This is a genomic window from Paenibacillus terrigena DSM 21567 (genome assembly GCF_000374845.1).
Lineage (GTDB): Bacteria > Bacillota > Bacilli > Paenibacillales > Paenibacillaceae > Paenibacillus_K > Paenibacillus_K terrigena.
Genome location: NZ_KB895412.1, coordinates 286,280 through 299,872, shown reverse-complemented (window position 1 = coordinate 299,872; position 13,593 = coordinate 286,280). Strand labels below are relative to the sequence as shown.

General features: G+C 49.7%; 10 protein-coding genes. 5 read left to right on the top strand and 5 right to left on the bottom strand.

Features of this window, described 5'->3' with window-relative positions:
* Positions 1-13 precede the first annotated feature (13 nt).
* Positions 14-676, bottom strand: coding sequence for a GGDEF domain-containing protein (locus tag C558_RS0101410; RefSeq protein WP_169445271.1), 663 nt, complete (start codon positions 674-676; stop codon positions 14-16).
* 142 nt (positions 677-818) lie between these two features.
* A complete protein-coding gene (locus C558_RS0101405; RefSeq protein WP_026263670.1) occupies positions 819-1,937 on the bottom strand; it encodes a response regulator in 1,119 nt (372 codons plus the stop codon).
* 155 nt (positions 1,938-2,092) lie between these two features.
* Here C558_RS0101405 and C558_RS0101400 point away from each other — a divergent pair, with 155 nt between their 5' ends.
* The 4 genes from C558_RS0101400 (at position 2,093) to C558_RS0101385 (ending at position 9,414) form a co-directional block, all read left to right on the top strand.
* Positions 2,093-3,160 (top strand): glycoside hydrolase family 15 protein, encoded by a 1,068-nt coding sequence (locus C558_RS0101400; protein ID WP_018754421.1) that lies wholly within the window; start codon positions 2,093-2,095, stop codon positions 3,158-3,160.
* A gap of 260 nt (positions 3,161-3,420) precedes the next feature.
* The gene (locus C558_RS32280) at positions 3,421-4,095 is read left to right on the top strand and encodes a DUF4912 domain-containing protein (RefSeq protein ID WP_156825954.1); all 675 of its coding nucleotides are present in this window, start codon (positions 3,421-3,423) and stop codon (positions 4,093-4,095) included.
* Positions 4,089-6,965: a 1,4-alpha-glucan branching protein domain-containing protein gene (locus C558_RS0101390; RefSeq protein WP_018754419.1), complete on the top strand. Its 2,877-nt coding sequence runs from the start codon at positions 4,089-4,091 to the stop codon at positions 6,963-6,965. Before C558_RS32280 ends, C558_RS0101390 begins: the two co-directional genes overlap by 7 nt.
* Position 6,966: 1 nt before the next feature.
* The gene (locus C558_RS0101385) at positions 6,967-9,414 is read left to right on the top strand and encodes a sugar phosphate nucleotidyltransferase (RefSeq protein ID WP_018754418.1); all 2,448 of its coding nucleotides are present in this window, start codon (positions 6,967-6,969) and stop codon (positions 9,412-9,414) included.
* Positions 9,415-9,542: 128 nt separating this feature from the next.
* Here the strand turns inward: C558_RS0101385 and rlmN are convergent, their stop codons facing one another.
* The 3 genes from rlmN to pdxR form a co-directional block, all read right to left on the bottom strand.
* Positions 9,543-10,625, bottom strand: coding sequence for a dual-specificity RNA methyltransferase RlmN (rlmN, locus tag C558_RS0101380; RefSeq protein ID WP_018754417.1), 1,083 nt, complete (start codon positions 10,623-10,625; stop codon positions 9,543-9,545).
* Positions 10,626-10,658: 33 nt separating this feature from the next.
* Positions 10,659-11,138, bottom strand: coding sequence for a transcription elongation factor GreA (gene greA / locus C558_RS0101375; protein ID WP_018754416.1), 480 nt, complete (start codon positions 11,136-11,138; stop codon positions 10,659-10,661).
* A gap of 91 nt (positions 11,139-11,229) precedes the next feature.
* Positions 11,230-12,681 carry a MocR-like pyridoxine biosynthesis transcription factor PdxR gene (gene pdxR / locus C558_RS0101370; protein WP_018754415.1) on the bottom strand — a complete coding sequence of 484 codons (1,452 nt, stop codon included), beginning with the start codon at positions 12,679-12,681 and terminating at the stop codon, positions 11,230-11,232.
* A 119-nt stretch (positions 12,682-12,800) separates the two neighbouring features.
* Between pdxR and C558_RS0101365 the strand changes: the two genes are divergently transcribed.
* Positions 12,801-13,385 (top strand): GNAT family N-acetyltransferase, encoded by a 585-nt coding sequence (locus C558_RS0101365; protein ID WP_018754414.1) that lies wholly within the window; start codon positions 12,801-12,803, stop codon positions 13,383-13,385.
* The last annotated feature ends 208 nt before the right edge of the window (positions 13,386-13,593 follow it).

Below are 13,593 nucleotides of genomic sequence, written 5' to 3'. Positions count from 1 at the left end.
GAGCACGTGTTCTTTAGTTTACTGCGGTGTTCCGCCTTCCTTGCTTCACACGTCTCTTCGCATGCATCATCTCTTGATCGGCTGAATCGATGAGATCATCGAGTCGCGTACTCTGCTGTGGGTACCATGCACGTCCAATCGAGACGGTAAGGGATACCGCGGTTAATGCAGGGATGGATTCTAGACGCTCCACCATTTCTTGATGGGTGTCTTCGAGCTCAGCTTCACTGTCACATAACGTTAGGACGAGGAACTCATCCCCGCCGAAGCGGACGACATGGGTCTGACGAGAATTCACCTCCATTAGCGCTTCCACAGTCTTCCGCAGCATGACATCGCCTACGGCGTGACCATAATGATCGTTAATCAGCTTAAAATCATTAATATCAATAAAAAATACAGCGACCGCCCGTCCTGTTCGTCTTGCCTTCTGCTGCAGTCGATCGAACAGAAGATAGGCGGTTCTTCGCCGGTACGCAGTCGTGAGCGAATCCCGTTCCGCTTCATCGCGCACTTGGTCATAATGCTTACCTCCATACCACGACAAAACAACTGCACCGCAAGAGATGACAATGATATATATATTGAGCGAATGGATCGACATGAGATAAGCGTTCAAGCTCATCGCTAACGTGACCGTGATGAGCATCATGACTAACCTTCCAGTAAGTTTCACCCTATTTCTCCTCCTTCCAGATACTCTAGGGGCCATTCTAATACGTCGCTCTGAACAATAACTGAACAGGACTGCTGCACGACAAAAAACGCACGCTCGTGGGAGGGGTCGTGCGTTACATTGCATGGACAACCTTTATCTTTTAGTTAAAATGCTGCGCATACCAGGTATGCAGCACCTCGCTTGGCCCAACGCCCAATTCCTGCTGCAAAATCCAAGTTAGCCGCTCGTACTGGCGCTTCACTTCCCCTAAATTGCCATGCATCGCGTGAATCTTCATCATTCCAAAATAAATATCCTCCACATAAGGATACCGTTCCTGCAGCTGTTGGAGCAGCAGCATCGCCTCCGTATACTGCCCTAACTGCATGTGGCAATCGACCACCTGCTTCGCATGGACGAACCACATCATACTGAGCCGCTCCCGCTCGCTCTCGGCCCAGATGTACCGATGGTCGCCCAGATAGTCACCGCGATACAGATCCAGTAATGCATGATGCTGCTGCAGCGTCTCCGGTGCAACAGGCGGGGCCGAGCGAATCCCTTGCTCCCAGACATCGACGTCGATAAGCACGCTCCCTTGTTCCAATCGATATCCTTCATCCTTATATTTGACCTGAATATCCAGCCCCAATTGCTTGATCACTCTACGAATTTGATAGATGGTCGTATGCAAATGCGCCGTTGATTTCTCCATCTCATACGCAGGCCACATCCATTCGAGGATGTTCTCCTTATGAACGGTATGTCCTCGGTAGTGAATCAAGTAAGCGAACAATTCCTGCGCCTTGGTTGTACGCCATTGGAAGGCCTGAATGTCATGTGCATCATTTCGATAATGCAAATTCAGTAGACATCCCAGCATTTCCTGCGGCTCCGACTTCTTCGCCTCACGTTCAACATGGGTACGTTCCTGCAGCCGCCGTACGGTCTTCTCGAGCCTACTCCGCTGTACCGGCTTCATCAAATAGTCCAGCGCATTGATCTCGAAAGCATCGATTGCGTAATGACTGTAAGCTGTTACGAACACGATTTCAATCGAAGGACGAATCTCCATGAGCCGTTCAGCTAGCACCATACCGCTCATTTCCGGCATCTCAATATCTAGAAACGCTATATCAACGGCATCGCGCATTACCCAATCCATTGCTTCCCGCGGATTCTGGAATACCCCGGTAATATTGAACGCCCCTAATTCCTTCAAATGCTTCATCATGCTCTGCAGCGCCAGCCGCTCGTCATCCACAATCATAACCCTCATACCTTCGATGCTCCCTTTCAATCCCAAGACAGGCCATCCCAGTCATTTCTATTTATATCCATTATACATGGACGATTACAAGTTTAATAGAAACAGAAATCGGGCAAACTGCTAAATAGAAATCATCCTATCGAACATTCAAGGAGGAGTTAAATATGTTATCTGAGAGCTATAAGATCCTGGATCAATTACGCCTACCCCACGGTTTATATGTCGCCAGTCCGTCGAAGGATTATCAATATGTCTGGATTCGCGATTGCGTCTATATGTCGTTACCCTACTTAACGAAGCCGAATCGAATCTATGAGACAACCTACTATCGGCTGCTAGATTTATTCCGCACGTATGAATGGAAGCTGCATATTCTCTCGAAGCACAAACCTACGTATGAGTGGGAGTACCTACACGCCCGTTACTCTGCGCAGGATGTCCTTGAAATTCATGATCAGAACTGGGGCCACGTACAGCACGATATGATCGGAGCCTTCCTCTTCGGAATCGGCTCTGGGCTCGCACAAGGCAAGCGGATGTTCCGTGATGCCCAAGATCTGGAGATCGTTCAGCGTTTAGTCGAGTATCTAGGCCACATCGAATATTGGCATGACCCGGATAACGGCATGTGGGAAGAATCCCGGGAAGTGCATGCATCCTCTATCGGAGCTTGCGTAGCCGGACTTAAAGCCGTCGAGCCTTACGTCCTTGTACCGGAATCCTTGGTCGACAAGGGACTTCATGCCCTGCTCACCCTCTTTCCCCATGAAAGTAAGGTGAAATCAACCGATTTGGCGCAGCTCAGCCTTGTGTACCCTTATAAGCTGTTTACCGGCATGCTCGGGGATATTATCGTGCAGCGTGCAGAGCAGCACTTGCTGCGAGACCGCGGTCTGATCCGCTACGAGGGAGACAGCTACTACAGCACCCTCGAACATCACCATGGCAGGCATCATCCCCGTGAATTCTATCGCGGGACAGAAGCGGAATGGACATTCGGGTTGCCATGGCTTGCCCTATGCCATATAACACTCGGCCGTCTGGATGAAGCGAATCACTACATTCACAAGACGGAACACATCATGACGAAGCCAGGAGTTTTGCCCGAGCTATATTATGCCGGGACAGCGGCGGCGAATCCGAATACCCCGCTCGGATGGAGCAGCGCCATGTATATTTTGGCCAAAGAAGCACTGTCGGCTGAGACGAACCTGCTCAGCAACCTCGCTTGAACATTTCTAAACCAGCCTTTTTTCAATAAAGCGCTTACGAGATTTGCTCTTCTCGGAGGCGCTTTTTATTTTGTCAAAATGTGCAATGAACCTCGAAAATTCTACAAAAGGTCCTGAAATCCTCACTCATACTTCGGCAAACTTATCACGGCATATCCTATACACTAATCTATGAAAAGAACAAGGAAGCCCATGAGTGACTTTCTTCTCATTTTCAAATAAGGAATTGGAGGGCAAGTTCATTGGATATTGAAAACATAATGCGATTACTAGAAGCAGGACGAACGCGTAAAGAAATTGCAGAACAGCTCGGCGTATCCTATGGCAAACTGAACTATCATTTGGCGAAGGAGCGCAATAAGGCTTCGCAGCATGTTGCTGCAGCAGTACATAACGTCATGTCATGTCCGCCCGAGATTGACGAAGCTCATTTGCAAGCGATTGATGAGATCTTCGATCACATCACGATCATGCCAAGAGATCCTTCATCACTCTACGTCTATTGGGATATCACGAGTCAGCGGAAGCAGATGACAGAAGAACATTTCCACACCGGATTTCATAACCTGCCCAAATTCCTGCGTGTGTATGATATTACGTGTCTGGATTTTAACGGCGAGCACTGGAACCGTTCGACAGATATTGCGCTTCATGCAGATAGCGACAATTGGTTCGTTATGGGGATGGAAGCGAACTGCACTTATATTGTAGATTACGGAACAACAACCCTCGATGGGAGATTTGTAACACTCCTACGTTCGAATACAGTAACACTTCCGCCTCAAGACGAGAGCTCTTGGACGGAATATCACGCCGTGACGCTGGAGCTAGCGAAACCAGCCCCAGCCCCCGAATGGCACAACGCATTTACAGGCTATTCCCTGTCTGCGCCATCAACCAATACAACAGAGGAAGGAGTGAACAAGGCATGGTAAAAGGTTATTTATCCCTTGTCCTACATGCGCATCTGCCCTTTGTGCACCATCCCGAGAGTGAAGATTACATTGAAGAGCGTTGGCTGTTCGAAGCCATGACCGAGACCTACCTTCCGCAGCTTGACGTATTCGAAGGACTGTTACGTGACGGGGTCGATTTCCGCATCACAATGTCGTTAACTCCGACGCTGCTCTCGATGTTAGCCAGCCCATTACTCCAAGAACGATACCTCAGCTATCTCAACAATTTGATTGAACTCGCGACATACGAGTGCGAACGGACCGAAGGCGACGAATCCTTCCATCCCCTTGCCGTTCAGTACCTCGAACAATTTGAGCACATCAAAGACCTATTCGTAACGACTTACCAAGGCAGAATCATTGATGGTTTCCGCAAATTTCAAGACGCAGGGAACCTGGAGCTCATTACATCCGCTGCGACACATGCCTTCTTGCCTTATGTGAAAACCGAGCAAGCGATTCGTTCGCAGATCGAAAATGCGATCTCGGTACATACCACCCTTCTTGGACGGAGTCCACGAGGGATCTGGCTGCCCGAATGCGGCATGAAGGAAGGCTTAGACCGCATTCTGAAAGACTACGGCATCGACTTCTTCTTCACCGATACGCACAGCCTGAATCATGCGAGCCCGAAGCCGCGGCGCGGTGTCTATGGCCCGGTCGTGACCCCACATGGCGTGGCGGCTTTTGCCAGAGATCAAGAGACTTCCAAGCAAGTATGGAGCTCGCTTGAGGGTTATCCTGGCGATTATGATTACCGCGAATATTACCGGGATATCGGGTATGACCTGAACTATGAATATATTAAGCCTTACCTACATAAGACGGGCGTTCGTCTGCATACCGGCATCAAATACTACCGCATCACAGGGCAAGACGGGCATAAAGAGCCCTACCGCCCCTCTTGGGCAGAAGCGAAAGCATCCAATCATGCAGGCAATTTCTTCTTTAATCGGGAGAGGCAAGTGGAGCATCTCGCTGCGCACATGGATCGCAAACCGATCATAATCGCTTCCTATGATGCGGAGTTGTTCGGCCATTGGTGGTATGAAGGCCCTCGCTTTATCGACCAATTGTGCCGCAAAGCACATGATAACGGGCAGATCATTCAGATGATCACGCCTGCCGAATATTTGCACGAATATCACGAGAATGAACAGTGTCAGCTGGCCTTCTCCAGTTGGGGGCGCGCCGGATATGGCGAAGTATGGCTCGGGCAGGACAATGCTTGGATCTATCGCCATCTTCACCGGATGGAAGAACAGATGATCGAACTCGCAGATCGCTTCCCGAATCCAACGGATCTCGAGCAGCGTGCACTAAACCAGGCCGCGAAGCAATTGATGCTCGCCGAGAGCAGCGACTGGGCGTTCATTATGGATAACAAGACGATGGTGCCTTATGCGGTCAAGCGGACGCAGAATCATATGAACCGATTCCAGAAGCTCTATCGTGCACTCCGCAGCGGAATGATCGATGAAGCTTGGCTCCAAGAAGCGGAACGCCGGGACGACATCTTCCCTGCGCTCGATTACCAGATCTACCGCTCATATCCTGCAGCTACAGCTGAACTGCATGACGTAGTCCAGCAAGCTCGAAATGGGCTCAAAATATTAATGTTCTCCTGGGAATTCCCACCGATGACCGTCGGCGGATTATCACGGCATGTGTATGATCTCACCCGCAGCCTGACGAAGCAGGGCATGGAAGTCCATGTCATTACCTCACATGTCAACGGGTACCCGGCTTACGAAGTGAATCAAGGCGTTCATGTGCATCGCGTCAGAACGTATCAGGCCCATGACCTTAGCTTCATGGAATGGGTATTCCAACTGAACCTTGCCATGACGGATTACTGCAAGCCATTAATTGCCCATTACGGTCCATTCGATCTGATCCATGCACATGATTGGCTGGTCTGTCAGGCCGCCACAGCGCTGAAGCATCAGTTCCATCTGCCGCTCGTGGCCACCATTCATGCGACAGAGCATGGACGTAATCAAGGAATCTATAGTGAACTTCAACATGCCATACATCATCTTGAATGGAAGCTGACTTATGAAGCATGGCGGGTCATTGGGTGCAGTCGTTATATGGAAGAAGAGCTCCTTCGACTCTTCCAATTACCTGCCGACAAGCTGGACACCATTGCCAATGGCGTCGATTCGCAGCTCCTTCAGCCGGTAGAGGTCGAGGCATCCGTTCGAGCGCAATTCGCACGGCCCGATGAGCGCATCGTGTACTTCGTCGGCAGACTCGTTCGCGAGAAAGGCGTGCATATTCTGCTAGATAGCATCCCTACTATTCTGGCGAGCTGCCCAAATACGAAATTCATCATCAGCGGTAAAGGTCCCGTTATGGAGGAGCTCCAGGCGCAAGCGAGACAAATGAACGTGGACCATCATGTCCTCTTCACTGGATTCATTGATGATACGACGCGAAATCAATTGTTCCAAATGGCTTCCATCGCTGTATTTCCAAGTCTATATGAACCTTTCGGCATTGTCGCGCTCGAAGCGATGGCTGCCGGAACACCTGTCATTGTCTCTGGAACGGGAGGCCTTCAGGAGATGGTGAACTATGGAGAGGATGGCTATACCGTCCTTCCTGGTGATGTTCCATCGCTTGCTTCGCATGTGATCCAAATGCTGCAGAATCCAGATTTGGCGAGAAGCATGGCACAGCAAGCTGTCTATAAATTAGCTACTGCGTATAACTGGGATCATATTGCTCGGCAGACGATCCATACGTACCACCGCACGCTGCATCGTGAGTTCGACCATCTCGCGTACCAAGAAGTCGCAGCGACCGAAGATTTAAAAAACGGGATGAAGAACAGGGGGAATTAAGATGAAAGCAGTTATTATGGCAGGAGGCAAAGGGACGCGTCTGCGCCCGCTGACCAGTAACACACCTAAACCGATGGTACCTTTATTAGACCGTCCTGTGATGGAATATACCATAGAACTGCTTAAGCAGCATGGGATTACCGAGATTGCTGTAACCGTACAGTATCTCCCTGAAATGATTCGTTCTTATTTCGGAGACGGCTCCGATTTTGGCGTTCAGCTGCACTATTTTGAAGAAGATAGCCCATTAGGTACGGCAGGCAGCGTTAAGAATGCGGAAGAATTCCTCGACGAGACCTTCATCGTCATCAGCGGGGATGCTCTGACCGACTTCGACTTAACGCAAGCGATCGAATACCACCGCCATAAAGGATCCATCGGAACGCTCATTCTGACTCATGTCGACAGCCCGCTCGAATTCGGCGTTGTCATGACCGATGATGACGGCCAGGTCATTCGATTCCTTGAGAAGCCGAGCTGGGGCGAAGTCTTCAGCGATACGGTCAATACAGGTATCTATATTCTAGAGACCGACGTGTTCAATTACTTCGATCGCGGGCAAGTGTTCGACTTCAGTCAAGACCTCTTCCCGATGCTTATGACTCAAGATCAGCCGCTATATGCTTACGTAGCAGACGGATATTGGTCAGATATCGGCAACCTGACGCAATATCGGGAGACGCAGTTCGACATGCTAGATCGTAAAGTGAACATCGCGATGCCAGGCACGGAAATTGCACCAGGCATCTGGACGGGCGAACATGTGAAAATCGACCAAGACGTCATTCTGCAATCCCCTTGCTTCATCGGCTCCGATTGCATTCTGGAGCCTCATGTTACGCTTGAACCTTACTCAATTATCGGCGAGGGCTCTATTCTGGGCCGCGATACGTCTCTAGAGCGCGCTGTCCTATGGCGGAATAACCTAGTTGCGCTGGGCGCAGAAGTCAAAGGCGCTACGCTATGTCAAAATGTGATTGTACAGTCCGGGGCTATCGTTCACGAAGAAGCTATTGTCGGGGACGGATGCCAGATTGGGACGAAGAGCATTGTCCAACCAGGCGTTAAAATCTTCCCGAATAAAATCATCGATCATCATACGACTGTCAAACATTCCTTCATTCGGGGTGATCGCTTATCCAAAAATCTCTTCGGGCAATCGGGCGTGAACGGCACATGCAATGTCGATCTGACGACCAACTTCGCCAATCGACTTGCCTTAGCTTACGGAACGACAATTCCTGCAGGAGTGGCGGTGGGCGTCAGCCATGATTCCTCACCATTTGCCGCCTTGATTGCCAATGTATTCCTATCCGGCCTGCATGCTTCGGGGATTCATACGTATCATTTCGGTTCGATGACATCATCCTTATCGCGGCACGCCGTCCATCATTCCGATTGCGCGGGCGGCATTCATATCCGCGCACTTACCGAAGGTAGTGATACTCAATTCGTCATCGAATTCCTCGATGATGCCGGCCTCCCGCTTCGCAAGAATGCGGAACGGAAAATCGAAAACGCCTATATCCAAGAGGACAGCCGTCTCATTCATCCGAGCAAGGTCGGGCGGGCAAGAACCGCGCCCAACGTTCGCCTTCAATATCGCGAACATCTCCTCTCGCTCGTCGGAAACCGTTCGATTGAATCCCAAGGCTATACCGTCGTGTTGGAATATGATTACCGGAATTTGCAGCAAATTATCCCGGAATTGCTCGAGATTCTCGGCTGCAAAGTCATTCAACTTAACCGGGTTACATCCTCCCCTGACGAACTCGCGAGCTGGGTGACATCGAGTAAGGCGGATTTCGGTATCCGATTAGATGCCAATGGGCAGCAGATCGATGTCGTTACCGACCAAGGTGAAGTGATCTCTGAATCTATGCTGTCGATCCTACAGATCATGATTCAGTTGAACCATAGCGATCATCCAGAGCTCCATGTCCCGGTCAACATCTCACACAGCGCTGAGATTCTCGCGGCGCAGATGGGTCGCTTGGTCATTCGCACCAAAGCGGATTCGCGCTCAATCATGGAAGGTTGCCAGAACCAAGGCTTCCACATCTACAACGACGGACTCTATACGCTGGTGCATCTCATGCAGCTGATGGCTGACAAAAATTTACGTCTATCTCAGCTCGTGGATTCCATCCCCGACTTCACCCTCTTGAAGGAGAAAGTCGAATGCCCGTGGGCGGACAAAGGCAAAGTTATGCGATTTCTAATGGAAGAGACAAAAGGTAAGCAAGTCGAGCTGATCGACGGGATTAAGATCTTCCACGATGAAGGATGGACCTTGATTCTACCGGACAGCGAAGAACCGATGTTCCAAGTGTTCGCGAATGCTGGTAACCATCAGACCGCGAAGAAGCTTGCCATGACATACGCTCAGAAAATTCATGATTATCGTCAGCGTGTCTTATCGAGACCGATTTCGGTAGCCATCCAATGAGGAAAACCTCTTTTATCGCCAAATAGAATTTTGCGTTACGATATAAGAAAAAGAGCACCATCCTCCTCCCTAAGGTGAAGATGGTGCTCTGTTCTGTTATTTCCCAGGGAATGGGGTCGTAGCTGCGCCTAACCCGCTTCCGTGCGATCTTTATTGATCTGCTTGCTCCGCAGCTGCCCGCAAGCCGCATCAATATCCGATCCGTGTTCCAGACGTACGCTGACGCTGATCCCGTTCTTCTTCATCACATCGAAGAATGCCCGTACAGACTCCTGCTCACTCCGCTGGTACTGGCTATGCTCGTCTACCGGGTTATACGGAATCAAATTCACATTGGCCAGCTTCTTCAGACGCGGACGTGCTTGAATGAGCTCTGCAAGTTCGACAGCCTGCTCTAGGCCGTCATTCACATCCTTCAGCAGGATGTATTCTAGCGTAATTCGACGGTTCGTCTTCTCCAGGTAATATTCAATCGCCTGCATTAACCGCTCAATCGGTATCGCCTTATTGATCTTCATAATCCGTGTCCGCAGCTCATTGTTCGGTGCATGTAGCGATATCGCCAGGTTCACCTGAAGGTCGGAATCTGCGAACTCTTCAATTTTGTTCGCCAGACCGCTGGTAGATACCGTGATATGTCTTGGGCCAATCGCAAGTCCTTTCGCATCCTTGATCACATTGATGAAATCGGACATATTCGTGAAGTTATCGAACGGTTCGCCAATCCCCATGACCACGATGTGCGTAACACGCTCTCCCTGCCCTTGCGCATCCAGATGATGCTGAACCTTCATGATCTGCCCGACAATCTCACCGCTCGTGAGATCCCGGCTCTTCGCCAGCAGCCCGCTCGCACAGAAGCTGCAGCCGATGTTGCAGCCGACTTGCGTCGTAACACAGACGGATAATCCGAACTTATGTCGCATCAGGACCGTCTCAATCAAGTTGCCGTCTTCCAGTCTGAACAGGAACTTAATGGTTCCGTCCGTGGATTCCTGCTTCAAATATTCCGTTAAGGTCTCGATGGCGAAATTCTCGGACAATAGCGCGATGCAATCCGAATGCACATCTTCCATCGCGGCAAAATCCGTAACCCGTTTCCGATATAACCAGTCCCAGACTTGCAGGGCTCTCGATTTCTTATGTCCACGCTCCGACAGCCATACAGCCAATTGATCGCGTGTTAATCCATAAATGGATGCTTTATTCATGCCTTATCCTCTTTCCTATCTAGGGGTCCACCATTAGACCCTTTTAATCTCAAGCACTTCATAGCTGATGACACCCATCGGCGCCTCAACCTTAACGACATCGCCCACCTTCGTCCCGAGAAGCGCCTTCCCTAACGGACTTTCGTAGGAAATCTTATTATCAAGAACATCTGCTTCTTCAGCACCGACAATCTTATATTCCACTTGCTCTGCGAACTCACGGTCATGAAGAACAACCGTCGAACCGATATTCACCTGGGAATGATCCAGGTTGCTCGAATCCACCACACGTGCCCGCTTCAATTTGCCTTCGAGGACCAAGATTCGCGTTTCCATGAACGCCTGATCGTTTTTGGCGGAGTGATATTCACTGTTTTCCTTCAAATCCCCATAACTGATCGCGAGTTTAATCCGAGCCGCGAGCTCTTTACGCTTCACATATTTAAGATCATCCAATTCGGCTTGTAATTGTTCTAAACCCTCGGGGGTCAAAATCACTTCTTCTTTCGCCATCTCAACAACTCCTAATGCATTATGATTACAATTCTACCTTATATGTGTGAAATATGCGAAATTGAAATGAAACTTTCTGTTGGATCTGCTCTTAACCTTGTTCTTGGAACCATACGTCATATAACCGCTTGATCCCGGGTTCGATCCGTTCCAGCTCAATCCCAGCGAAACCAATGAAAAACTCTCGATAGGAATATGACGACGATTCTATCCAGGTATGGGCAGCCGAAGCGACACGAACCCCTGCTTCTCTGGCGCTCAAGACTAGCTCATGCTCCGTTAGCGGATGATCGATACGCAGCAGAATGTGGAAGCCCGCATCCTTCCCGATCATGATCGCCCTCTCCCCAAACACCTCTTGGATCGATTGGATGAGGAGATCATGCTTCTGCCCATATCGTTTGCGCATTTTGCGGATATGCTTCTCCAGATGCCCTCGCTCCATAAACGCTTGTAAGGTGCATTGATGAATGCGAGAAGCCGATTGCTCAAGCAGCATCTTATACTCAACCTGTTGATAGACTGCGATCAAGTCAGGGGGAAGTACCATGTAATGGATGCAAAATGCCGGAGCCAGCACCTGCGAGAATCCACCCAAATAGATCACACGATTCCCGCCCTGTAAGCCCTGTAAGGATGGAATCACGCGACCATGATACCGGAATTCTCCATCATAGTCATCTTCAATAATATATCCCTGTACATGTTCTGCCCATTCGAGCAACTGAAGCCGCTTCGCGATCGGCATCACGATCCCTCTCGGATATTGATGGGAAGGTGATACACAGACCGCCTGAACTTGTCGTGCATAGACTTCTTCCACCTGCATGCCGTTATCTTGAAGTGGGATCGGACACACCTGCAGCCCTTGCTGTCTAAATGTCTCCGCATGCAGCAGATAGCCCGGATTCTCAACCCCGATATGCTGTAACCGCCCCTTCAAGAGATGGCACATCAACGATAACAGATGATGCTGGCTTGAACCAATAACCACCTGCTCCGGTGAGCATTCACACCCGCGGAATTGACGAAGATAATTACTGATCTGCACGCGAAGTCCGTATTCGCCTTGCGGATCACCATAGAACAGCAGGTCCTGATTGCTCTGCCGGAGCACTTGATTCGATAGCCGGCGCCATAATTCAAAGGGAAATATCGTGTGATCATTCTTCGATAGATGAAAGTCATACTGGTATTCTCGATTATCTCTCGCCGGCACAGTTCGGGGAATAGACGATACAACGGATAACGCTCGCCTTGACTCATTACCTCCAGCTTGCCGGTAAGGATCCGGGAGCTTCTGAACATAATACCCTCGCTTAGGCTGGCTATCTAAGAAACCTTCAGCGACAAGCTGACTGTAAGCCAATTCAACCGTTGTCGCACTAACACCGAGCGTCCCGGCTAAGGAGCGAATCGAAGGCATCCGCATGTGCTCTGTCAGCTCTCCTTCGGTAATTGCCGTCTTCACCTGCTCATATAATTGCGCATACTGGGGAGCTTTCGCATCGGGGTCCAGCTTCGACATTAAGACCTTACGCATCTTGCACCCCTACCTGTCCTTTAGAATTATTCAAATCTGTATATTCTCAAGTATACAGATTTGCGATACGGTATGTACATCACAATATGATCAATCACGATCAAGTTAGGAGGCATCTCATGAGTCATAACGCCAAAGCGGATCGTCCTGTACGATTCCTGGAAGGCACGAAGATCTATTTACGCCCGGTGAACAGCGCGGATACGGAAGCTTATTATCAACTGCTGCACGATACGGACATGCTTCGTCTAACCGGAACGCAGCATCATTTCACGAGAGAACAGATCGAGCGTTACATCGATAGCAAATCGCAGAATTCATCCAGCATTCTCCTACTCATCGCGGATGCTGCAACGGACGAGATTATCGGCGATATTGCGCTGCAGGACATCTCCGATACCAATCGCAGCGCCGGTCTACGGATAGCGATCAGTGCAGCGCGTCATCAAGGACGAGGCTATGGATCCGAAGCGATCCTGCTGCTCCTCGATTACGGCTTCGGCATTCGGAATTTACACCGAATCGAACTGAACGTCTACGCTTATAATGAGCGGGCGCAGCATGTATATCGGAAATTAGGGTTTCAGCAGGAAGGCATTCAGCGAGACGCCCTATTCTACAATCACGAGTATCACGATGCGATCTTGATGAGCATGCTGGAGCACGAGTATCGTGCACGGTATTTGACTCACACCACTTCATAACCGAAACCTCGGGAATCATGCAGAAAACAGGACGGTATCGTCCTGTTTTTTCGTGCTGAATATCATTAATTCCCACGCCTTCCATTTTGTTGATCCACCTCTCCATTTGCATATGATTTTTACATAAAATCCTTAAACTTCGATGTGAATAATGACGATAAATAAATAATCACAATCACAAATATTTATTTAGCTTCACCTGAAATGA